We start from the raw sequence: 22,418 nt of genomic DNA, 5'->3' as shown, positions 1-22,418 counted from the left end.
TACCTAACGAGAAAGATGTTGTTTTTGGTTTCCCAAAATTGCGCATTTTGGCCGATAATCGAAAACCTTTTAGCAAGATACAAAAAAAGCCGCATCTGAGTCAGATACGGCTTTCGACGTGTACATTTTGGTTTTCAGTTGTAGCAGGTTATTCACCTGAGATATTCATGATATTTTAAAAGACGTAATCGTTTCGGACGATCAGCCCGGCGGCAATGCGGCGGCGGGCATCTTTCAGGTTCATCGGCTCGATTTTCGTAAATCTTTTCAGCCCCATCAGCATTACTCTCAGTTCGTCGCTTTCCGCAAAGCTGGTAATCGCGGCCCGACCGGCGTTATTTACCTTTTCAACCGTGCGGTGCAGGTAAACAAGCGCCATATCCCTGTGTAATGCATTCGCGTCTTCCCCCTGCAATCCAATGCGCTTTTCTACCCTCAATAACACCGATTCGGCTACGTAAATTTCAATGACCATATCGGCGAGGTTCATAATAATCTCCTGTTCCTCAGAAAGTTTCATCATAAACTTCTGCACCGCCGCTCCCGCGATCATCAGAGCGGCCTTTTTCAGGTTTTTAATGACCTTTTTTTCAGCCGCGAACAGGGATTCATCTTCGTCGGTGCTGAAATCGGGTATCGACAGTATATCTTTTCCTACCGCCATCGCCGGGCCCATTAAGTCAAGCTGGCCCTTCATAGCACGTTTCAAAAGCATATCTATCACCAGCAGGCGGTTAATCTCGTTGGTACCTTCGAAAATCCGGTTGATCCGGCTGTCGCGATAGGCACGATCCATAGGCGCATCCGCCGAAAAACCCATCCCTCCGTACACCTGCACGCCTTCGTCCACTACAAAATCCAGCACTTCCGAGCCGTGCACTTTCATAATCGCACACTCGATCGCAAATTCTTCCAGGGCCTTCAATTTCGCTTCCGCATCGCTTATTCCCTTCTCTTTGAAGGCCTGGATCAAGTCATCTATATTTTGACCCACGCGGTAGGCGGCCGATTCCGTCGCGAACATCTGTACCGCCATTTCGGCCAGTTTATGTTTGATAGCACCAAAATTGGCAATAGCGGTACCGAACTGCTTGCGTTCGTTGGCATATCGAATCGCCTGCGAAGCCACACGCTTCGCGCCGCCCAATGCAGCCGCGGCCAGCTTGATCCGACCGATATTGAGGATATTAACCGCTATTTTAAAGCCATTGCCCCTTTCGGAAAGCATATTCTCCACCGGCACCTGGCAGTCGTTGAAAAACAGCTGCCGCGTATCCGACCCTTTGATGCCCATTTTGTGCTCGGGCTCGTTCATCGTAATACCGCCAAACGATTTTTCGATGATGAAGGCCGTCAGGTTTTTATCTGTTTCACCATTCTCCTCGATCTTGGCAAAAACAATGAACACGTCGGCGAAACCGCCGTTCGTGATCCACATCTTTTGTCCGTTGATCACGTAATGTGTTCCATCGCTGCTCAATTTAGCCCTGGTTTTCCCCGAGTTCGCGTCCGAGCCTGAATCCGGCTCAGTGAGGCAGTAAGCCGCTTTCCATTCGCCGGAAGCCAGCTTCGGCAGGTATTTACGTTTTTGCTCCTCGTTTCCATAGTAAACGATCGGCAATGTTCCGATGCCCGTATGCGCCGACAGCGCCACCGAAAACGAGTTTCCAGCTCCCGTAGCCTCGGCTACAAGCATCGAAGTATTGAAATTCATTCCGAAACCTCCAAATTCTTCCGGAACGGCCGTTCCGAGCAATCCCAGTTCGCCGGCCTTGTCCATGAGCCCTGAGATCAATGCAGGACTTTTCGCCTCATCGATTTCATCCAGACGCGGCCATACCTCCTTCGAAAGGAAATCACGGCAGGTCTCAGCGATCATACGCTGCTCTTCATTGAATTCTTCCGGAATAAAAATCTGGTTCGCGAGCGTTTCCTTGATCAGGAATTCGCCTCCTTTAATGGATGCCTGGTTTACTGCTGCAACGGACATAATCTGAACGCGGGTTAATCGGAAAACATGTGGGTATGCTTGCATACCATCACAGGTTAATGCAAATATAGGAGGTTAAAATTATTATGCAAGCATACTATTGCCAAAATAAACAAAAAAGGCGGCCATCGGTTTTGGCCGCCATTGTCGGAAATACATCTTAGGCTATTTCTTAAAAATCCTGAATTGCTTCACAAACTCCCCGTTATTCTCGATCCTTATAAAATAGGTGCCCGACGACAGGCCCAGAGCGTCCAGGTCCAGATTCACCAGGCTATCCGACACCTTGATCTGCGAACCGGCTAGCGGCATCCGCTTGCCGGCCGTCGTCACAATTTCCCAGGTAAGACTGTCGCCCGGCTGGTATTGGGGAAGTTTGATATTGACGATGCTCTCTGCCGGATTGGGGTAAAATGCCCAATCTTCCATGTTTTTGGTAATATCTGCTTTATCTCCCGCAGAAATGCCGAATTCAATGGAATTGGTAACTACCGCCGAATCGTCTTTAAATGCGGTAACCGTCAATGTATACCGACCCACATAAGGCGCAAAACCGGAGGCGTCCTCGTACAATGCGTATGGGAAAATAGCGGTTGTCGCTTTTCGGCGATATGGTCCGGCCAGGTCGAACGAAACTTTGTCATATTCAAAATTTCCATAGGCGTACATATTGAGCGCCGGCGGAAGGGAATCATAAGGAATCACGTCGTCACCCGAAAGCCTCCTGATCACGCGCTGGTCGACCTTGCTGCCGGCCTGGACGAGCTCGAAACGGAGTTCAGGAGTCTGCACCAGCAAAATGAGCGGGATTTCCACGTATGCACCCGCATTGTCGTAGGCCCGGATGATCAGGCGGTATTCCCCTTCTTCCGAGGGAGTTCCTGAAAACTGGTTTAGTGCAAAATTGAGCCACGAAGGGCGGTTTTGCACAGTAACAGACGAAATGTAGCCGTCGGGATCGCCAAAAAGATTCGTCGGCAGAATGTAATTGAACGGCATATTGACCTGCGCATACTTCACAGGCAAAGTGCTGGTCGCGAATGGCGGCGCGTTCAGGAATTGCGGCTCCACCACTTTAATCGTAAAATAGGTTTCCACGAAGGCATTCAGATCATCGTAGGCTTTGAGGATAATGCGATAATCGCCCAGTTTATTGGGCGTCCCGCTCAACACACCATTGGAGAAACTCAGCCAGGAAGGCAGTTCGCTGGCCTCCACTTTCGTAATCTGCCCATCGGCGTCGGTGAAAGCGGTCTTTGGAATGGTAATGGTAAATGGCTTATCCACCGCCACCAACTGGTTGGAGAAGTTGGCGTCGACGGTCGGAGGCTTGTTCGCATTTTCGCGCGTATCCACACGTATCGTGAAAAACGCTTCGGCGGAACCGCCCTCGTCATCGATCCCTTTCACTGAAATGCGGTAGTCGCCCAGCGTCGTAGGCCTGCCCCGCAAAACTCCGTTTTCATAGCGCAACCAGGCGGGCAATGCGCCTACTTCCACGCGTACGACCGTCCCGTCCACATCGGAAAACGTGTCGATAGGGAGCCGATATTCAAAATCCTTATTCACCGGAATAATTTGCATCGGTACCGGCCTGAATACGTAAGGCATGTAGTTGGACGCATCCTCCCAATAGCTGGGCGACAATATATCTTCGATCAACCGGATACGCACCGGCCTGGGCTTTGCCGGGTCGGCATAGGCGCGTTTGGCCCATTCGTCGTAAATCACACCTTGCGCCCCGCCTTTTTCAGTAGCAGCCGACAAGCGATACGACACCGAATCGGCATACACGATCGGGGTCATGGGTTTATTCAGCCAGGTGACGGCGCCCTGGCGCAAAAAGCCTTCCGCACGGGCCATCTGCTCTTTTTGCGAGATCACCACCGCCACGACATTGGCACCGTGCTCGAAATTCTCGTTAATCTGCTTCATATGGGCCGCATTGTCGAGATACGAACTCACAAACAGTTCGTTAGCCGTAATAAAACCCGGGGGCGCGTCGCTTTTGAGGATATCCACCGACCAGCGGTGGTCGTGCGAAGCAAGGTTGTCGTTAACCTTGATACCATCTGTCTTTTCATTCAGGTTACGGAAACCCAACGTGCCCCGCGAGGCCGACTGCGAGTCGAATACCGAGCCGTAATCCGACACATATTTGATATTGGGATCGACCCCTTTGACCGCACTGACCATCTGCTCCGTAAATCTTTTGAGCATCATATGCCGGTAAATGTACCAGTCCTTACCATAGCGCTGGCGGAAAGAAAGGTTCGGCTCCCAGGCGGTTGCTGGCGGATTGGCCTCATCGAACGATTTGAAGGTCATCCCCCAGAGAAAATTAATCCGCTCGATTTTTTTATATTTTCCTTTAACAAAATCCTTGAAGCCCTTCACCATGGAAGGCGAATAATCGTACACAGCCGCGTTTTCCTTGCCGTTCTCGATCAAACCGCCCGCATACTCGCCTTCCTGTGTGCCCGTGCAGGTCACTGATACGTAAAGTAATTTTTTCTCCGTCTGCAGGTGCCTGTAGCGGGTCATCACCTCTTTCACAAAGGCAACTCCCTTATCGAGAATAGGCTGATTATCGAAGCCGAAAAAAGTATCCTGATAGCCGCTTAGCATCGGCTTGTTGGAATGACTGAACTGGCTGTCCGAAACCTCCCAAAAGCCTTTGATACGCGTGCTGTGCCGACCGAGGTGAATGCGCAATGCGACTTTCATGCCCAGGTCGGTTGCGATTTTGATTTGCTGATCGTACTTCGCCCATTGCGGCGTTTCGGTCGGGGAACTGTAATAAACTTTGTCCCAGGGAATAGTAATGTAAACAGCATTGAGCCCGAACTCCCTGGCCGAGCGGATCAGGTCCGGCTCGGGACCGATGTTGTCCGGATCGGTAAGGTTCAGGAGCATCAGCGCCAGATAGCGCTGGGTATCGATCTCCGTCGTTCGCTGCTGATTTTGCGCCGACGTCCGGCAAGTCACCGCCAATAAGGCCAGCAATAGGGAAATCCTGGTAAAAAACTTAAATACACGCGTAGAATTGAGCATACTAACGGGTTTTGTCAATTAATTCAATCCATTCCTTATAACCGTTCTCCACATTGAACCGGCTCGCCACCTTTATGCTAACGGCGCTGTCGGTCTTCGTTTCGCCGCTCATGACCGAACGCATTGCCGCAACCATCTGCCTGACGCTCAAGTCGTCGGTAACGACACCCATTCCATCCTTGACAAACTCTGAAACGCCTCCCGATGGGAAAGCGACAATAGGTTTACCCAGCAGCGCAGCTTCGATCATCACCAGCGGAAAAGGGTCCTGCCGGGATGTAAGCAGAAAACCATTTCCCATATTAAGGTAATTATAATAATCTTCTTTTTGCTTACCCGCCAGGTGAATTCTGGTCGCCGATTTGTTATTTGCACAACGCTGCTCGGTATAATACACCAATCCGTCGTCGATCGTTGCACCCACCCATACGAGATGTACGCGCGGATCGTTCATCCCGGCGGCGATATCGGGCAGCATATCGAACCCCTTACGTTCGGAAGTCATGCCCGACAATATCCATACGAACGCGTCGGCGGGAATGCCCAGTTTCTGTCTCAGCCCGGCAGAACGAATGTCGTCCTTTTTAACCAGCGACGGATCGATGAATGAATAAAGTAACGCCACATTTTTCCCTCCAGCGTCTTTGATCGAATCGCAGGTTGTCTGGGAGCAGCCTATCAGCAGCTCCGAGTAATCGATAATGCTTTTGAAATCGGGGGCGCTCAGGTAGGTGTACGTGAGCGGCATCTCGTGGAAATGAGTGATCACTCTGATACCAAATTCCCTGGCCACCACGATCGTCTCGGGGATCATCGTCGTATTCACATACCAGAAATCCGCCTTGAAGCTCCTGGCGAACTTGCGCAATGCCCGGAGCGTAGGGTTGATACCCAGGTGAAAGGAGATTTTTTCGATGGTATTGAACTTCCGCGGGGCGATGTGGACGGGAATGTCCCGGGGGAAATCGGCCAGCAATTCGCCGTTTGCAAAACTGACGATCCCAACGTCGAAACGGGAACGGTCTATCTGTTTCAATATGTACAACAGCATCATTTCTGATCCTGTCCGTGTGGCATAGGGCGTAAAAAAAGAGGATTCTTTTTTTTGGATTGATTCATGCAGAGGCTGTTAAGAGGTCGATGTTCTCCTGGGGTTTGATTTTATACAACCCCTCTCTGAGGAACAGCGTTTTCCAGAAATATTTTAAAAGAACGCGGGTCTTCCTTACATATATATGCTGTGTACGGAGCTCCGAGAACGGATTTCCGCTTTTTTTCAAATTCAGCAGCATTTTCCATCCATAAACGACCGGCACCATCAAAATATAATGCAGGATCAACAGAATGTATTGAAACACACCATACTGCTTCCGTACCCACAGGAAGTTGGAAACCTGCATTTGCGTACTGAAACGGTTGATCCATGAAATGTGCGTCCGCCGAAACGGATTGTTGTTTTCGAGGTGAATAAATGTACAGTCCTGAAAATAGCACAGCTTGCCGAGCTTTCCCAACCGGCCCGACCATTCGACATCCTCGCCATACATGAAAAAGTCGCTGCTGAACCCGCCGGTTTTCTCAAAACCTTCCCTTCTCACGAACATGAATGCTCCCACGAGCCAATCGTGCTGCTCGGGATCGTCATAAGCCGGTTCAGGGTAAAGTTTGTTAACTACCTTATCCAGCAACGCACTCGGCGGGAGTATAAAAAACGTCTTCCGGAACTCGTTAAAACTGCGATAAAAAGGCATGGGTGTGCCGTCGGGATAGTATTGCAACGCACCGCAGGCAATGATGTCGGCGCGTTGGTTCATGCGCCCGAAACAACGGCCGATCACATTGTCGGTCAGCAGCGTATCCGCATTGAGCAGCAGCAAATATTTCCCCCTCGCAATTTCCATTCCCCGGTTATTGGCGATGCCAAAACCTGCATTGTATTCCATGTCGATCCACCGCACTTCAGGATGGGCCTCTCTCACCAAAGCGCCGCCGCCGTTCGCCGGGTCGTTGTCGACGATAATCACTTCGAAAGTCACTCCGGACGTAAATCGTTTGACGGAATCTAGGCAATTGATGATGAGTTGAGGAGTCCTGTAATTAATGATAACAATGGATACATCCATGAAAGCGAGCGTGCATGATGAAAGGGCAAAAATAAAGAATCTCCCCGGAAGATGGGTAACACTTCCAGGGAGACGTTCAAATTCGCCGGGTTTGTTAGTTTACGGGCTAATAGAGCCTTTCGTAAATCCCCGCAACCCCTTGCCCGCCGCCTACGCAGGCTGTAACCATGCCGTATTTTTGTCCGCGGCGCTTCATTTCGTTGAAAAGCTGCACCGAAAGACGTGCCCCCGTGGAGCCCAGTGCGTGGCCCAAAGCAATTGCGCCGCCATTCGGGTTCACAATTTCCGGGTCGATGCCAAGCTCCTGGATTACCGCGAGCGATTGGGCCGCAAACGCTTCGTTCAATTCCACCTGCTCGATATCGCTCAGTTTCAATCCGGCCTGCTTAAGGGCTAACGGCACGGCCGCCACCGGACCGATCCCCATAATACGCGGATCCACACCGGCGGTCGCATACGACATCATGCGTGCGATCGGTTTCAGGCCCAGCTCGTTCACCATCCTTTCGGACATCACCAATACAAATGCGGCGCCATCCGAAGTCTGCGAAGAATTGCCGGCCGTCACCGAGCCGCCCGCCGCGAAAACCGGTTTCAGTTTGCTCAATGCTTCGATCGTCGTGTCGGCACGCGGACCTTCGTCCTGGCTGACGACCGTTTCTTTCGTCTTTTTCTTACCCGAAGCGGCGTCAAAATAGGTCTCCTTCACAGTCACCGGTACGATGCCGTCGGCAAACCAACCTTCCTTCTGCGCACGCAATGCTTTCTGATGCGACCGGAATGAAAACTCGTCCTGCTTTTCGCGGCTGATATTGAAATCCTTCGCTACCTGTTCTGCGGTCAGGCCCATGCTGAGATAATAATCGGGATTGGTATGGGCTATTTCGTAGTTCAATGCGGTTTTCCAGCCCATCGTCGGCACGAGCGACATGGATTCGGTTCCTCCGGCGATGATGCATTCGGCCATTCCGGCATGGATTTTCGCGGAAGCCATCGCGATCGCCTCAACACCCGAGCCACAGTAGCGGTTGATGGTGATACCGGACACATTTTTAGGTAACGAAAGCAAAGCCACGTAACGGCCCATTTGCATGCCTTGCTCGGCTTCCGGTACGGCGTTTCCCACAATCACATCGTCGACGCGCGCCGGATCGAGCTGCGGGGTTTGTTCCAGCAAATGCCTGATCACCGCCGCACCGAGGTCGTCGGGACGCGTAAACCGAAACCCGCCTCTCGGCGCCTTGCCCACCGCGGTGCGATAGCCCGCCACAATGTATGCGTTCATATTGAAACTGGTTTTGGAATCGACATTAAAGCAGGCCATTTCAATTTAGTATGCCTGCATACCATTGGTAAAAATAGGTATTAATCCTAAAACAACAAACCGCCGGAGTTTGTTTTCCGGCGGTTTGCAACTACCAAGTCTTTGCTGATGGAGTTTTAAATTTCAGGAATGGATGTGCCCTTGTTCCAGCTCTTTGGGTCGTTTTGCGATATCCGGCATAACGATCCAAAGGATGATGTAAAACAAAATGACGGGGAATGTCACCGGAATGAACACGGCAAGAACGAGCAACGCACGGACGATGGTGACGTCGATCCCGAAGTAATCCGCTAACCCTGAGGCAACTCCGCCGATCATTTTATTGCTGGTGTTACGGAACAATCTATTGTGGTTCATGGCTAAATCTGTTTATGTCGTTGGATGCTTCAAAGGTACTATGCATTACCAAGTAGCGGTCACAAAACTGTACAGGCGGTGCCATACCGGTAGCACGGGTCATTTTTAATGATAATAAAACATTAGATATGCATTAGGAATATGCCAGTTGTTGCGTAATACTATTGGCAATGAATTACCTTTGGGATTACAAATGCGAGTTTTGCTGACAATGTGACACGCGATTTGTGGCAGGCTCAATATTTTTCGAAGAAAAAACCGGTTAAAAAACATACATCACATCATGTTTAAAATATTTTCCAAGCTGTTTGGCACGAAGTCGGAGCGGGATCTGAAAGAACTGACCCCGTACGTTGAGAAGATCAATGCCGAATATGCACTGCTGGCCTCCCTGTCGAACGATGAGCTCCGGGCACAATCCGCGGACCTCAAAAAGCATATTGCCGATCAACTTCAGTCCATCGACGAGCAGATCGGCGCATTGAGGCAACAGGCCGCCGACGAACCGAATGTGGACAGCAAAGAGGCGATCTTTAAAAAAATAGACGCTCTCGAACTGGAAAGGAATAAAGAACTGGAAAAGGTGTTGCTGGATATTCTTCCAAAAGCGTTCGCGATCGTAAAGGAAACCGCCCGCCGTTTTACAGAAAATGATAAACTGGAAGTAACCGCCAACTATTTCGACCGCGAAATCGCTACCAAAAAGGCGAATGTGACTATTAACGGCGACAAAGCCTATTGGAATACGACCTGGGACGTGATCGGCCAGCCTATCAAATGGAACATGATCCACTACGATGTGCAGTTGATCGGCGGCGTGGTACTGCACCAGGGCAAGATCGCCGAGATGGCTACCGGTGAAGGTAAGACCCTCGTGGCGACGCTTCCGTCCTTCCTGAATGCATTGGCCGGACAGGGCGTTCACATCGTAACAGTGAACGATTACCTCGCCAAACGTGACGCCGAATGGAATGCACCGCTTTTCGAATTCCATGGACTGAGCGTCGACTGCATCGACCGTCACCAGCCCAACACCATTGCCCGTCGTAATGCCTATAAAGCGGACCTTACTTACGGTACCAACAACGAATTCGGGTTCGACTACCTGCGTGACAATATGTCACGGACGCCGGAAGAGCTCGTTCAGCGCAAGCACCATTTCGCGATGGTCGATGAGGTCGACTCCGTTTTGATCGACGACGCGCGTACGCCATTGATTATCAGCGGACCGGTGCCGCGTGGCGACGAGCAGGAGTTTCTGGAACTGAAACCACGCGTTGCGAGGATCGTGGAAGCGCAGAAGCGCCTCGCGATGGATTTCCTCAACGAAGCCAAGAAAAAAATTCAGGCCGGCGATAAGAAAGAAGGAGGTTTGGCGCTGTTCCGCGCGCACCGCGGTATGCCGAAATACAAGCCTCTCATCAAATACCTCAGCGAGCCGGGCGTCAAGGCCATTATGCAGGAATCGGAAGCGATTTATCTCGCTGAAAACCAAAAACTGATGCCGCAAGCCGACGCTCCGCTTTACTTTACTATCGACGAGCGCCATAACAGTATCGAACTGACCGAAAAAGGGATTGACTTCCTGACCGGCGAATCGGAAGAATCCAATTTCTTTATCCTCCCGGATATCGCCGTCGACCTCGATGCGATTGAAAAAGACCCGTCGCTCAATGAGCACGACCGCGTGATTGCGAAAGAAGCGTTGATCCGCGATTATTCCGTCAAAACAGCTCGTATCCATACTGTAAACCAGCTTTTGAAAGCATTTACGCTTTTTGAAAAAGACGTGGAATATGTGATTATGGACGGGAAAGTGAAGATCGTCGACGAGCAGACTGGTCGTATCATGGAAGGCCGCCGCTATTCCGACGGCCTGCATCAGGCGATCGAAGCGAAGGAAAATGTCCGCGTGGAAGACGCTACGCAGACATATGCGACCATTACGCTGCAAAACTATTTCCGGATGTACCACAAGCTGGCCGGTATGACCGGTACGGCAGAGACCGAAGCAGGCGAGTTCTGGGAAATTTACAAACTCGACGTGGTTTCTATCCCTACCAACAAGGGCGTTATCCGGAAAGACCAGGAAGATAAAGTATATCGCTCGGTTCGCGAGAAATACAATGCGGTTACGGACGAGATCGTAGAACTCGTGGAAGCCGGAAGACCGGTACTCGTGGGTACCACTTCGGTTGAAAACTCCGAGATCATCAGCCGGATGCTCACGCTCCGCAAGATCCCGCACCAGGTTTTGAACGCGAAACAACACCAGCGCGAAGCGGAAGTCGTGGCGGAAGCGGGTAAACCGGGCACTGTAACCATCGCCACCAACATGGCGGGCCGCGGTACTGACATCAAGCTGACACCAGAAGCAAAAGCAGCCGGAGGTCTGGCGATCATTGGTACGGAACGCCACGAAAGCCGTCGCGTCGACCGCCAGTTGCGTGGCCGTTCGGGGCGTCAGGGTGACCCCGGCTCGTCCCAATTCTTCGTGTCATTGGAAGATAATCTCATGCGCTTGTTCGGTTCCGACCGGATGGCCAAGGTAATGGATCGCATGGGCCTCGAAGAAGGCGAGGTGATCCAGAGCAGCATGATCACCAAGTCGATCGAGAGAGCGCAGAAGAAAGTAGAAGAAAACAACTTCGGGATGCGGAAACGTCTGCTCGAATACGACGACGTGATGAATTATCAGCGTGACGCGATTTATACCCGCCGCCGCAATGCATTGTTCGGGGATCGCCTGGCCGTGGATATCGCCAACACATTGTACGATGTGTGCGACGAAATCGCGACTACCGCCGGAAGTTACGCGGAACTGGAACTGGCGGCCATTACCACGCTTGGAATGGAAGTGCCATTCACCGAAAATGAATACGCGGCGCTGAAACCTGCCGACCGCTCTCAAAAGTTATACGAAGCAGCCGAGAAGCAATACCAGGATAAAAACGCAGCCATCGCAAGCAAAGCATTGCCGGTACTACGCTCGATTTACGCGGAGCGGGGTGCGGTGATTTCCGAAATCATGATCCCGTTCACCGACGGTATCCGTCAGGCTGGCGTGGTGGTGAGCTTGCAAAAGGCCATCGAAAGCGAAGGCAAGGACATCACCCGCGAAATGGAGAAGGCGATTGTGCTTTCGCTCATCGACCAGGAATGGAAAGAGCACCTGCGTGAAATGGACGATCTGAAACAATCGGTTCAAAATGCGGTATTCGAGCAGAAAGATCCATTGCTGATCTACAAATTCGAATCCGTAGAACTGTTCAAACGCTTCCTGAGCAAAGTGAACTTTGACATGATCTCTTTCCTCATGAAAGCCGATATTCCACAGGAGGAAGCTGCTCCCGCAACCGCCGTGCAACAACAGGTTCGCAGACCGGAACCCGCACCCGAGCTCCACACCAATCGCGAAGAAGACTACGACCTGGAAACCGATACTTTCCATTCACAGGAGTCGACCACAAAAGCACAGCCTGTCCGTGCGATCAAGATTGCCGACCGAAACCAGCGCGTATCAGTTCAGTACCGCGATGGCCGCATCGTTCGCGACGTGAAATTCAAGAAAGTGGAGCACGAGGTCAAAAACGGTGACTGCGTCGTGGTTGACGTGCATGAGGAATAGTCGCTTTTGTCAGTTTTAGTCAGGAGTGGTCATTTATGGTCAGGTATTGTCAGGAGCGGTCGTTTATAGTCAGGAATTGTCATTGTTGTCATTTCTAGTTATAAATCCAACTAAACAACAAATGACAATAAATGACCTCCTGACCACACCTGACCACATTTGACTACACCTGACCACTTGACGATAAATCCCCCGGCAATACCGGACCCTGACTGACAACAATTAACACAATACGGCCCTGGCGTGATGCGTCGGGGCTTTTCGTTGACGGAAAATCAGGATTTATGCGATATTTGCATTTCAGAGACCATCATTAACGAAAATAAACCTGCATGAAACTGCATAGAGAAGGATATACGATCATGGCTGTAACGGCCATTGTGCTGATCATTATTAATTTAGGGATCAACTATCTCCTTCCCGACGGCTACTGGATCCCGCGCCTGGTATTGATCGCCAGCATTATCATTTTCTTTCTGGTCGTGCAGTTTTTTCGCGTTCCAACACGGGTTGTCCGCAAAAGTGACCGTGAAATCGTAGCGCCCTGCGATGGTAAAGTAGTGGTGATTGAGGAAGTGGTCGAGACGGAGTATTTCAAAGGCCCCCGCCGGCAGATCAGCATCTTCATGTCACCATTGAATGTGCACGTTAACTGGAACCCGATCAGCGGGGTTGTCCAGTATTTCAAATACCACCCGGGCCTTTACCTGGTGGCCTGGCACCCCAAATCAAGTACAGAGAACGAGCGGACCACGATAGTAATCCGCAATAGAGAAGGCGTCGACGTCCTGTTTCGTCAGATCGCCGGCGCGGCTGCGCGGCGTATACGCTGGTATGTGAAGGAAGGCGATCAAGTGGAGCAAAGCACCGAAATGGGCTTTATCAAATTCGGGTCCAGAGTAGATATTTTCGTTCCCCTGGACGCCGAAATCAAGGTTAATCTGCAAGACAAGACCGTTGGTAGCGTTACGGTGCTGGCGACATTAAAATAACCGCCAGCTCAGGATTTGCTCAAAAAACTGGGGCACCGCACCAGGATACACCACGGCCATAAAAACCATCCCGAAAATGGCCCCGTACATGTGCGCGCTGTGGTTTACATAACTCGTGCCGCGCCGCGCTTCATAAAACGAATATCCGAGGAACAGCAGCCCGAAGATGAAACCCGGCATGCAGATGAAAAAATAGAGGCAAATTTGCAGAAGCGGCGCATAGAGAATGGCTGCAAAAAGTACCGCCGAAACGCCTCCCGATGCCCCCAGCGAGTTATACTTCGAATTTTTCCTGTGCTTCAAAAAAGTCGGAATATCGGAAACGATAATGCCCACCAGGTACAGGAACAGGTAGTAAAACGTACCGCTCGGGCCGAAAAGCATCGCAAAAAGCCGCTCGATGCTTTCGCCTACAAACCACAAACTGAGCATGTTGAAAATCAGGTGCCCTAAGTCGGCATGCACAAATCCGGATGTTACAAACCGGTAATATTCATGGCGTTGCGTAACGCGGTATGGATTCAGGATCAGCTTGTCCATCAAACTGTAATTGTTGAAGGCGTAATAGCTGATACCCGAAGTTATAATCACCAAGATCAGGGTTATCGACATAAATGGGTTATTGGTTAAATAAAACTACTTTTCCCGCGCAACGAGCTGCTCCACAAACTGCAAAAGCACTTCTTTCTGAACGCTATCCGTACGCAACTGCCGTAAACTAGCTATTCCCCGCGAAAAATATTCATTTATTTTATGTTCGGTAAATGTACGGATACCCAGCGCGTCGTAAATACCCGTTACCGCGGCTACTTTCTCCACATTATCGAAGGCGTCAAGCCCTATCCAGCGGTTCAGTTCCACTTTCAGTTCGCCTTCCGCTTTTGACAACGCTTCGATCAGCAGGAATGTCTTCTTGTTAGCGATAATGTCGCCCCCCACCTGCTTTCCGAACTTCGCGGGGTCGCCGTACACGTCCAGCAGGTCGTCTTTCAACTGGAAACCAATACCCATATTTTCGCCCGCAGCATAGAGCAGCCTCACCGTTTCATCATCCGCCCCGGCGATCATCCCTCCCAGTTCGAGCGCAAAACCCAGGAGTACCGACGTTTTCAGGCGGATCATACCAATGTATTCCTCCTCCGTCACATCCCAGCGCGTCTCGAAATTCATGTCGAGCTGCTGGCCTTCACACACTTCCGCAGCCGTCTGGTTAAAGCGTTTCAGCACCGAAGGCAATTTATCCTTCGGCACATCCAGCAGCAGGTCATAAGCGCGGATCAGCATTACGTCACCCGACAAAATCGCGGTGTTCGCATTCCATTTCTCGTGCACGGTAGGCATACCCCGGCGCAATGGCGCGCGGTCCATAATGTCGTCGTGCATGAGCGTGAAGTTGTGAAATACCTCCACGGCCATGGCCGGTTTCATGGCCTTTTTAATATCCGTATCAAAAATGGAAGCGGCAAGCAGCGTCAGCAATGGCCGGAAGCGCTTTCCGCCGAGCGACATAATATAGGTTATCGGCTCATAAAGTTCCGCAGGAGTTTCTCCGTAGGAATGCCTGTCAAATTCACTCTGAAGTTTTTCAAGTAATGATGTGGGTTGGATCATGCGAGGCGTAATATTGACGGACCCGGTACCGGCCAGGTTATGTGAGCTGCAAAGATAAAGCCTAAAAATTGGCATTTACATTTACCAAAGCAGTATTTGAAATACCTTTATCGATAACTTTATTCCAACCAACAAATCCAGCATTCAATGCCCTATTACCAATATTTTAATGGCGAAATCATTTCCCTCGACCAGCCGGTCTTTCAGACGAACGACCTCGGGCTCCTGCGCGGTTATGGCTTGTTCGACTTTTTCAGGACATATAACGGTGTGCCCTTCCGGTGGGATGATTATTGGCAGCGCTTCGAGAATTCGGCGCGACTGCTGAAACTACCGCTCCCGGTGACACAGCGCGAAACGGAAAAAATCCTGGCAGATTTGCATTCCATAACGGGAGAGCCGGAAGTCGCGTTCCGCTTTGTGCTCACGGGCGGTTACGCGCCTGACGGCGTGCATGTGGTGCAACCCAATTTCCTCATCCGCACGGAAGCGTTGCCGCAGGATAATCCGGCTGGCCGTTTGAAAGGCATCAAAGTGCTTCCCTACGAATATGTTCGAGATCTGCCGGAGGTTAAAACAACCAACTATGTACATATGGTATTAATGGCCGATGAGCTGAAACGCCGGCAGGCGGCTGATTTGCTATTCCACAAAGACGGTGAAGTAAGCGAACTCACGCGTAGCAACCTGTTCGCATTCCGGGGGGATAAACTCATTACTTCCGACCGCAATATCCTCAACGGCGTTACCCGCCGTGTGGCGATCGAGCTTGCAAAAGCGGATTTCGAAGTGGAAATACGGCCGGTGTCCTACAAAGAAGTCATTACCGCCGACGAAGTGTTCACTACCAGCACTACCAAATGGGTAATGCCTGTGGTGCAGATCGGCGACCAGCCCGTTGGAAACGGACAGGCCGGAGCCCGGACATTGCATTTGCAGCAGAAATTCGAAGAACTCGTCGCACGCTGGGGCAAGTAAAACTGTCGGTGGTAGCCATTATTGCCGATAAACTAAAGTAGCCACCCAGCGCGGGATGGCTACTTTTCACTGCACATCGTAATAAGCACTTATCTAGTTAGGCGCATTCGGTGATTGCGTGTTGACGATCGGCCAGATACCCGGTTTTGGAACGCTTACGCCTTTGGTAGCACCTCTGGTTGTTCCATCCAGACCGAAATAATAAAGCGGCCAACCTTTATAGGTAAGTTGTTTTTTCCCAAATACATCGATCGTGCCGAATAGTGTTTTATCAACGCCGGTCGGTAACGATTTCAGGTCGGCAGTGTAAATAGGCCACACGGTGTCGTTCGAAAAATCGGGCTTGGTATAGTTGTTCTTGTTGTTTTTATCATTGACAAACGCATACAATGTCCGCCCCATTCCATCGGTGAAGTACGGTGTTTCGCCCGTTCCTTCGGTGTAATCCGATTTATACGATTTCCCGTCATTACCTACGAGCTGACCGCTGGCAATCATGATGGTATAATCGGTTTTCGCCACAAACCAAACTTTGTTCGAGTTCTCTCCTTTCACATCTCCCTCGACTACGTCGTCTTTATAATAGTAAAGCGGCCAGCCTTTATAAGTAGTTTGCGACTGCCCATTCGTTGTGATTGTCCCGAAATCTGCCTTGTCCAGGCCGGCATCGAGCTTGATCGACGCCAGGTCGCCTGCCGAATAGATCGGCCAGTTGATTAAGCACTGCCCGGAGCAGGCAGATGCGCCCGAAGCGTCTTTCGAGAAGAAATAAAGCGTTCTGCCTTTGTTGTCGGTCAGGATTTTGCCCAATGTCGCATTGTCTTTCAATTGAACATCGTTGGTGGGGGTTGGTGGGGGATTGTCGTCATCGTCGTCGGAGCAAGAGAAGCTGACGGCCATTAACAGTCCCAATGCAACCAGCATTCTGGAAGTTGAAAAGATTTTCATCGGATTGAAATATGATTTGTTAGAGATGAATTGGATACGTCGCGATTACGAGCAAATCAATCCGATGGTTGCGTGTATGCGTTAAAACAAAAAGCATAACCGGCTGGGGTCATGCTTTTCGAATAATTGTCGGCAAACGACCTATGCGTTCCAGCCCTGGGCCGTGAGCGGCACACGGGTACCTCCTTTACTATGGAGTTCTACCTGGCCTTTTTGATCCGTAATATAACCGACCACGACGATCTTGGGATTGTTCTTGATCTTTTCGTAAGCCGATTGTGAAACCGTAAAAAGCAATTCATAGTCTTCTCCGCCATTCAATGCGGCGGTAGCGGCACCGATGTTCAATTCGGACGCCGCCAGGTATGTCTGCTCGTCGATTGGCAAATGCTCCTCGAAAACAATCGCGCCGACGCCCGACTGCGCGCATATATGCAGCAGATCCGAGGCCAGGCCATCCGACACGTCGATCATCGAAGTGGGGATTACACCTGCCTCGTCGAATTCGTAGATTACGTCCATGCGTGCTTCGGGACGCAGCTGGCGCTGGATTACATAATCCTTTCCTTCCAGCTCCGGCTGCATGTTCGGATTGGCGAGGAACACCTGTTTTTCCCTTTCCAGCAGTTGCAATCCAAGGTAGGCGCCACCCAGATCACCGGTGACGCAAAGCAGGTCGTTGGGCTTTGCGGTGTTCCGGTATACGATCTTGTCTTTTTTAACCTTTCCGAATGCGCTCACCGAAATAATAAGCCCCGACCGGGAAGAAGTAGTGTCGCCGCCAACCAGATCGACTTTAAAATCCTTGCAGGCAACTTTCATACCCGCATAAAGTTCGTCGACCGCTTCCACCGAGAACCGATTGCTCAGCGCGATATTCACCGTTACCTGCCTTGGAACACCGTTCATAGCCGCGATGTCGGCGATTCCGGCGGAAATGGCTTTGTAACCAAGGTGTTTGAGGGGGAAAAACGTAAGGTCAAAATGGATGCCTTCGAGCATCATGTCGGAGGTTAGCAACCCGAACTCCTCTCCCAGGTCAATCACCGCCGCATCGTCGCCAATGCCCCTGACCGTATCAGGGAGTTGCGTCCGGATTTCTTTATTTATTCGTTGAATCAGCCCGAATTCACCCAGGCTGCTGATTTCAGTTCTTGTTTCCATACCGCAAAATTAGACAAAAAAAACGAAGCCATTTCCGCATTGGAAATGGCTTCGCCTGATATCGGGGACGACCTCGCCTTACGGGTTGGTCAATGTGTATTCGTTAATCGTATTTCCGGTTTTAGGACTAGCTTTCAGGCGGGTAAGCGTCACTTTCGAGTCTCCCAGGCCTGAAATGGTAAATTCAATGGTCCCTCCCGAGCCTGTGGGCTGAGGGGTAAGGTCTTTCAGGATCAGTTTGGTATCTCCCTCGACATCCCAGTTCCCATTGAACGTTTTGTTATCCACGTCGGTAAGGCTGGCTGTTTTTGTACCGTTCGTATTGGTCAGCGTGAGGCGGAAACCGGAATAATCCGTTTTGTTACCCGAACCGCCACGTGTGTAAACCACCACATTGTCATGCTTGGCGGACTCCACCGTCCAGGCCTTTGCAATTCTTTCGGAAACAGGCTTGGCGTCCTTTTTGCAGCCGGCGGCCAACAATCCCAAAACCAATATTGAACACCAAAGAAGAGCGTAACTTTTTCTCATATTTTATTTTACGTGAATGTCTTTTCAAAACGCCAAGTTCTTACTTTTTAGTCTTATAATCAAAATATTCATGGCAGATCGCTTTTTAAATTTTCCAACGGAATACCCGAATCATTAAATTGCGTGCTAAAACAATACAATGAAAGTATATACCAGGGCACAGCTGGCGCTTCGAAACGGGCAGGACCGGGAAGAGATATGGTGTGCATATAAAGGAATGATCTACGATGTGAGCGCATCGCGCCTATGGCGAAACGGGCACCATTACGAACATTGGGCCGGCCAGGACCTTACCCGGGAACTCGGCGACGCCCCGCACACTGAACGCGTTTTCGAACGGTTCCATATTATCGGCAAACTGCAATTGCCCGAACAATCGAACTAGATTCCGATGCCTTCCAGATATATCCTGATCGCCGACAGCGGCTCTACCAAAACTGACTGGGTTTGTATCGACCCGCAAGCCGGCCACCGGCAATCCCGGCAGTCGGCGGGCATTAACCCATTCTACCAGACCGCAGACGAAATCATCCCTGTTCTGCTGGAGCAAGTCGTGCCGGGCATTGAGGGCGAAGTCGGCGAAATACATTTCTATGGTGCGGGCTGCGCCGATGAACGATCGGGCATGCCTGTAACACGCGCATTGAAGCATTGTTTTCCCTCGGCAACCTCCGTGGAAGTGGCCTCCGACATGCTTGGAGCGGCACGCGGATTGTGCGGGCACGAGCCGGGGCTCGCCTGCATACTGGGTACGGGTGCGAACAATGCGTTTTTTGACGGCGACCGCATCGCGCATTCCATCGGCTCGCTGGGTTTCTGGCTGGGCGACGAAGGCAGCGGTTCCTATCTGGGAAAAACGCTGGTGGTGCATTACTTGCAAAACGAGCTGCCGCCGGACCTTCATAAAAGCTTTATCAAGGCATATCCCGGTCTCGACCGCCTGACTGTCCTCGATCATGCCTACAAAAAACCTTACCCAAACCGCTATTTCGCGTCTTATTCCGCATTCATTGCCCAACATCGCGATCATGAATTTATACAAGAGCTCGTGCGTAATGCATTCGGGTTATTTGTAAAAAAATATATATTGAAACATACCAACGCCACACAATATCCCGTGCATTTCACCGGTTCGATTGCCTATTACTATCAGGATATCCTTCGTCCGGTGCTTGAAAGTAATGGTTTGCAAACCGGCCGCATTTTGAAATCGCCCATCGAAGGGTTGATCGGCTACCATCTGGCCTGAATGATAAAAGTTAATAAAATGTTAAACAACGCCCTTCCGGTTATGTTACGGCCAGCACAGCTGTTTAATTGGACGAATGACCTTATATTTAATGGTCATTTCGAGTAAGTTATGTCAAGACGTACCATTCAATCCCTCACGGTTTTTTCTGCCCTGCTCATTATCGGCGTGGTAATCACGCAGATTTACTGGGTAAAACAGGCGCTCGATCTCCGGCACCGGCAGTTCAACCAGAATGCGCACATTGCATTGCAGGACGTGGCCGGGAAGCTCGCGGATGTGTGCGGGGTAATGCAGACCACGAACCCGGTAGAGCAACTTTCGCCCGAATATTTTCTGGTCAATACCAATGCCACCACCCAGCCCGAAATGCTGGAACATTTTATCAGGGACAGTTTTCAAAAACATAACCTGATCACCGATTTCGAGATCGGTATTTACGACTGCACCACGAACCGCATCCGTTACGGAATGTCACTGAGCACCAAAAACAACGATAAGGTGCCCACGAAAACGACCAACTGGATTAAAACCAACAAATATCCCTATTACTTCGGCGTGCGCTTCCCCGAACAGGAGACCTACTTCGCGGGCAGCATCAGCGGTGCCATCTGGTCTTCGGCGCTTGTTTTGGTGGCGGTTTCGTTTTTCGCCTATGCGTTGTTTGTGATTTTAAGGCAGAAACAGCTTTCCGAAGTGCAGCGCGATTTTGTGAATAACATGACCCACGAGCTGCAAACGCCCATTTCGACCATCCGCATTGCCGCCGATGTGCTCAATACCGACAACATCGTGTCGCAACCCGCCCGCCACAAGCGTTACGTGCAAATTGTGCAGGACGAAATCCTGCGCTTGCAGGGCCAGGTGGAAATGGTACTTTCCATGGCCAAAGCCGAACGTAATGCGCTCACATTGCAAAAAGAGCGGCTCGATGCCCGGCAAATGATCGAATCCATTCTGCTGCCTTATGAGGACAAAGTTCGGTTCCAGGCCAATGCGACGAACTACGAAATCGACGCCGACCCGTTCCATTTGCGCTGTATGATCAACAATCTGGTCGATAATGCGCTGAAATATTCGGATGATGTGCCGGATGTGGTCGTCGAAGCATACAATAAAGGCAACAATCTCGTTATAGCTGTCCGCGACCAGGGCATAGGCATTGCGCCCGAATACCAGAAGAAGGTTTTCAACCAGTTTTTCCGTATTCCCTATGGCGATGTGCATAATGTGAAAGGTTTCGGGATCGGCCTGAGCTATGTTAAACAGATCGTCCGCGCACACCGCTGGCACCTTGGGCTGGAAAGCGCCCTCGGCAAAGGCAGCACTTTTAAAATCACTATTCCGCAGAAACACGCTTGATGAAAAAGAGAATCCTGTACGTCGAAGACGACCCTAACCTTGCATTTGCCACGAAAGACAATCTCGAAGAATACGATTACGAAGTCGTTCACGCCACCGACGGCGCCGAAGCGCTGGATTTTTTCGGCAAAGAGCATTTCGACATTTGCGTGCTGGATATTATGCTGCCCAAAATGGACGGTTTCACGCTCGCCGAGAAGATCCGTAGCGCCGACAGCCATGTACCCATTCTCTTCCTTTCCGCCCGCTCGATGCAGGAAGACAAGATCAAAGGCCTCAAACTAGGTGCCGACGATTACATTACCAAGCCGTTCAGTATTGAGGAATTGAAACTGCGTATCGACGTTTTTCTCCGCCGCAGCAAAGCGGATTCTCCATTGACGGTAAAACCCGGCAGCAAGCAAATAGGCAAATATATATTTGATTTTCAGAAACTTACACTCACTCTCGACCGCAAACCGCAGAGCCTTACATTCCGTGAAGCCGAAGTCCTGAAATTCATGGCCGAACGCACCGACCAGGTGATCCGCCGCGATGAGCTTCTGAAGGCAATATGGGGCGACGACGATTATTTTATGGGAAGAAGCCTGGATGTATTTATCTCGCGGCTGCGTAAATACCTCTCGGGCGATCCCGACATCCGCATCGACAACGTGCATGGCGTCGGCTTCCGGATGCGATGGTAAATGGATTTTTTCAAAAATTTATTTTGCCGTTATTTGCTCAACAAAAATTAATTACGCATCTTTGCACCCTCATTTGGAAAAATTGTAAGGTCATGGCTAAGGTTTGTCAAATTACAGGTAAAAGAACTCGCGTCGGAAATAACGTTTCCCACGCTAACAATAAAACAAAACGCAAATTCTACCCGAATTTGCAAAAGAAACGTTTCTTCCTCCCTTCCTCAGGCGAGTGGGTTACGTTGAAAGTAGCAGCTTCTGCCCTTCGTACCATCAACAAAAACGGTATCGAAGCAACTATACAAAAAGCTTACGACAAAGGCACGCTTACGTTCTAAAAAGGAATTTTACGAATTTATTGGAAAAGGACTTTCCTCCGATCGGAAAGTCCTTTTTTTCGTGGATTGGTATTTCAAAACGGTCATGC

Annotated in this window: 19 protein-coding genes; 8 read left to right on the top strand and 11 right to left on the bottom strand. The window is 50.5% G+C overall.

From position 1 onward, the window contains the following. Nucleotides 1–175 precede the first annotated feature (175 nt). The 6 genes from ABV298_RS15260 to ABV298_RS15235 form a co-directional block, all read right to left on the bottom strand. The gene (locus ABV298_RS15260) at nucleotides 176–1,990 is read right to left on the bottom strand and encodes an acyl-CoA dehydrogenase family protein (RefSeq protein ID WP_353722922.1); all 1,815 of its coding nucleotides are present in this window, start codon (nucleotides 1,988–1,990) and stop codon (nucleotides 176–178) included. Between the two features lie 165 nt (nucleotides 1,991–2,155). Then, the gene (locus ABV298_RS15255; protein ID WP_353722921.1) at nucleotides 2,156–5,044 is read right to left on the bottom strand and encodes a putative Ig domain-containing protein; all 2,889 of its coding nucleotides are present in this window, start codon (nucleotides 5,042–5,044) and stop codon (nucleotides 2,156–2,158) included. A 1-nt stretch (nucleotide 5,045) separates the two neighbouring features. Then, nucleotides 5,046–6,098 carry a glycosyltransferase gene (locus ABV298_RS15250; RefSeq protein WP_353722920.1) on the bottom strand — a complete coding sequence of 351 codons (1,053 nt, stop codon included), beginning with the start codon at nucleotides 6,096–6,098 and terminating at the stop codon, nucleotides 5,046–5,048. A gap of 61 nt (nucleotides 6,099–6,159) precedes the next feature. Further along, the gene (locus ABV298_RS15245; protein WP_353722919.1) at nucleotides 6,160–7,167 is read right to left on the bottom strand and encodes a glycosyltransferase family 2 protein; all 1,008 of its coding nucleotides are present in this window, start codon (nucleotides 7,165–7,167) and stop codon (nucleotides 6,160–6,162) included. Nucleotides 7,168–7,273: 106 nt separating this feature from the next. After that, nucleotides 7,274–8,452: an acetyl-CoA C-acyltransferase gene (locus tag ABV298_RS15240; RefSeq protein ID WP_353722918.1), complete on the bottom strand. Its 1,179-nt coding sequence runs from the start codon at nucleotides 8,450–8,452 to the stop codon at nucleotides 7,274–7,276. A 162-nt stretch (nucleotides 8,453–8,614) separates the two neighbouring features. Further along, nucleotides 8,615–8,848: a PspC domain-containing protein gene (locus tag ABV298_RS15235; RefSeq protein ID WP_353722917.1), complete on the bottom strand. Its 234-nt coding sequence runs from the start codon at nucleotides 8,846–8,848 to the stop codon at nucleotides 8,615–8,617. 283 nt (nucleotides 8,849–9,131) lie between these two features. Here ABV298_RS15235 and secA point away from each other — a divergent pair, with 283 nt between their 5' ends. Beyond that, complete coding sequence (gene secA, locus ABV298_RS15230) at nucleotides 9,132–12,476, top strand: preprotein translocase subunit SecA (protein ID WP_353722916.1); 3,345 nt, start codon at nucleotides 9,132–9,134, stop codon at nucleotides 12,474–12,476. A gap of 332 nt (nucleotides 12,477–12,808) precedes the next feature. Next, on the top strand, nucleotides 12,809–13,468 hold the full coding sequence (locus ABV298_RS15225; protein WP_353722915.1) for a phosphatidylserine decarboxylase family protein: 660 nt from the start codon (nucleotides 12,809–12,811) through the stop codon (nucleotides 13,466–13,468). Here the strand turns inward: ABV298_RS15225 and ABV298_RS15220 are convergent. Together ABV298_RS15220 and ABV298_RS15215 are read right to left on the bottom strand one after the other, a co-directional pair. Beyond that, nucleotides 13,460–14,080 (bottom strand): rhomboid family intramembrane serine protease, encoded by a 621-nt coding sequence (locus tag ABV298_RS15220; RefSeq protein ID WP_353722914.1) that lies wholly within the window; start codon nucleotides 14,078–14,080, stop codon nucleotides 13,460–13,462. The two genes, ABV298_RS15225 and ABV298_RS15220, sit on opposite strands and share 9 nt — an antisense overlap. A 24-nt stretch (nucleotides 14,081–14,104) precedes the next feature. After that, on the bottom strand, nucleotides 14,105–15,079 hold the full coding sequence (locus tag ABV298_RS15215) for a polyprenyl synthetase family protein (RefSeq protein WP_353722913.1): 975 nt from the start codon (nucleotides 15,077–15,079) through the stop codon (nucleotides 14,105–14,107). 147 nt (nucleotides 15,080–15,226) lie between these two features. On the opposite strand from ABV298_RS15215, the gene ABV298_RS15210 reads away from it, so the two are divergent. Continuing rightward, nucleotides 15,227–16,057 carry an aminotransferase class IV gene (locus ABV298_RS15210; protein ID WP_353722912.1) on the top strand — a complete coding sequence of 277 codons (831 nt, stop codon included), beginning with the start codon at nucleotides 15,227–15,229 and terminating at the stop codon, nucleotides 16,055–16,057. A 93-nt stretch (nucleotides 16,058–16,150) separates the two neighbouring features. On the opposite strand, the gene ABV298_RS15205 is transcribed toward ABV298_RS15210, so the two are convergent. The 3 genes from ABV298_RS15205 to ABV298_RS15195 all read right to left on the bottom strand — a co-directional run bounded on the left by ABV298_RS15205 (nucleotide 16,151) and on the right by ABV298_RS15195 (nucleotide 18,700). Continuing rightward, nucleotides 16,151–17,005, bottom strand: a complete 855-nt coding sequence (locus ABV298_RS15205) for a hypothetical protein (protein ID WP_353722911.1) — start codon at nucleotides 17,003–17,005, stop codon at nucleotides 16,151–16,153. Between the two features lie 141 nt (nucleotides 17,006–17,146). Next, entirely contained in the window at nucleotides 17,147–18,169 is a 1,023-nt protein-coding gene (thiL, locus tag ABV298_RS15200) for a thiamine-phosphate kinase (protein WP_353722910.1), read from the bottom strand. A 78-nt stretch (nucleotides 18,170–18,247) separates the two neighbouring features. Next, on the bottom strand, nucleotides 18,248–18,700 hold the full coding sequence (locus ABV298_RS15195) for a hypothetical protein (protein WP_353722909.1): 453 nt from the start codon (nucleotides 18,698–18,700) through the stop codon (nucleotides 18,248–18,250). A 139-nt stretch (nucleotides 18,701–18,839) separates the two neighbouring features. On the opposite strand from ABV298_RS15195, the gene ABV298_RS15190 reads away from it, so the two are divergent. From ABV298_RS15190 to rpmB, 5 genes are all read left to right on the top strand, one after another. Beyond that, nucleotides 18,840–19,085, top strand: a complete 246-nt coding sequence (locus tag ABV298_RS15190) for a cytochrome b5 domain-containing protein (protein ID WP_353722908.1) — start codon at nucleotides 18,840–18,842, stop codon at nucleotides 19,083–19,085. Nucleotides 19,086–19,091: 6 nt separating this feature from the next. Further along, nucleotides 19,092–19,949 (top strand): N-acetylglucosamine kinase, encoded by an 858-nt coding sequence (locus ABV298_RS15185; RefSeq protein ID WP_353722907.1) that lies wholly within the window; start codon nucleotides 19,092–19,094, stop codon nucleotides 19,947–19,949. 111 nt (nucleotides 19,950–20,060) lie between these two features. After that, complete coding sequence (locus ABV298_RS15180; RefSeq protein WP_353722906.1) at nucleotides 20,061–21,311, top strand: HAMP domain-containing sensor histidine kinase; 1,251 nt, start codon at nucleotides 20,061–20,063, stop codon at nucleotides 21,309–21,311. Further along, a complete protein-coding gene (locus ABV298_RS15175) occupies nucleotides 21,311–21,997 on the top strand; it encodes a response regulator transcription factor (RefSeq protein ID WP_353722905.1) in 687 nt (228 codons plus the stop codon). The genes ABV298_RS15180 and ABV298_RS15175 overlap by 1 nt, the downstream gene beginning before the upstream one ends. Before the next feature lie 92 nt (nucleotides 21,998–22,089). Further along, a complete protein-coding gene (gene rpmB / locus ABV298_RS15170; RefSeq protein WP_019944796.1) occupies nucleotides 22,090–22,329 on the top strand; it encodes a 50S ribosomal protein L28 in 240 nt (79 codons plus the stop codon). Nucleotides 22,330–22,418: the final 89 nt, after the last annotated feature.

Source organism: Dyadobacter sp. 676, from assembly GCF_040448675.1.
Taxonomy (GTDB): Bacteria; Bacteroidota; Bacteroidia; order Cytophagales; family Spirosomataceae; genus Dyadobacter.
This window is presented reverse-complemented; position numbering and strand designations above follow the sequence as displayed.

Coding starts and splice junctions, on each gene's coding strand:
- ABV298_RS15190 (WP_353722908.1), top strand. CDS start 18,840: ATGAAAGTATATACCAGGGCACAGCTGGCGCTTCGAAACGGGCAGGAC.
- ABV298_RS15205 (WP_353722911.1), bottom strand. CDS start 17,005: ATGAAAATCTTTTCAACTTCCAGAATGCTGGTTGCATTGGGACTGTTA.
- ABV298_RS15250 (WP_353722920.1), bottom strand. CDS start 6,098: ATGATGCTGTTGTACATATTGAAACAGATAGACCGTTCCCGTTTCGAC.
- ABV298_RS15195 (WP_353722909.1), bottom strand. CDS start 18,700: ATGAGAAAAAGTTACGCTCTTCTTTGGTGTTCAATATTGGTTTTGGGA.
- ABV298_RS15210 (WP_353722912.1), top strand. CDS start 15,227: ATGCCCTATTACCAATATTTTAATGGCGAAATCATTTCCCTCGACCAG.
- ABV298_RS15240 (WP_353722918.1), bottom strand. CDS start 8,452: ATGAACGCATACATTGTGGCGGGCTATCGCACCGCGGTGGGCAAGGCG.
- ABV298_RS15225 (WP_353722915.1), top strand. CDS start 12,809: ATGAAACTGCATAGAGAAGGATATACGATCATGGCTGTAACGGCCATT.
- ABV298_RS15175 (WP_353722905.1), top strand. CDS start 21,311: ATGAAAAAGAGAATCCTGTACGTCGAAGACGACCCTAACCTTGCATTT.
- ABV298_RS15215 (WP_353722913.1), bottom strand. CDS start 15,079: ATGATCCAACCCACATCATTACTTGAAAAACTTCAGAGTGAATTTGAC.
- thiL (WP_353722910.1), bottom strand. CDS start 18,169: ATGGAAACAAGAACTGAAATCAGCAGCCTGGGTGAATTCGGGCTGATT.
- ABV298_RS15185 (WP_353722907.1), top strand. CDS start 19,092: ATGCCTTCCAGATATATCCTGATCGCCGACAGCGGCTCTACCAAAACT.
- rpmB (WP_019944796.1), top strand. CDS start 22,090: ATGGCTAAGGTTTGTCAAATTACAGGTAAAAGAACTCGCGTCGGAAAT.
- ABV298_RS15255 (WP_353722921.1), bottom strand. CDS start 5,044: ATGCTCAATTCTACGCGTGTATTTAAGTTTTTTACCAGGATTTCCCTA.
- secA (WP_353722916.1), top strand. CDS start 9,132: ATGTTTAAAATATTTTCCAAGCTGTTTGGCACGAAGTCGGAGCGGGAT.
- ABV298_RS15245 (WP_353722919.1), bottom strand. CDS start 7,167: ATGGATGTATCCATTGTTATCATTAATTACAGGACTCCTCAACTCATC.
- ABV298_RS15220 (WP_353722914.1), bottom strand. CDS start 14,080: ATGTCGATAACCCTGATCTTGGTGATTATAACTTCGGGTATCAGCTAT.
- ABV298_RS15235 (WP_353722917.1), bottom strand. CDS start 8,848: ATGAACCACAATAGATTGTTCCGTAACACCAGCAATAAAATGATCGGC.
- ABV298_RS15180 (WP_353722906.1), top strand. CDS start 20,061: ATGTCAAGACGTACCATTCAATCCCTCACGGTTTTTTCTGCCCTGCTC.
- ABV298_RS15260 (WP_353722922.1), bottom strand. CDS start 1,990: ATGTCCGTTGCAGCAGTAAACCAGGCATCCATTAAAGGAGGCGAATTC.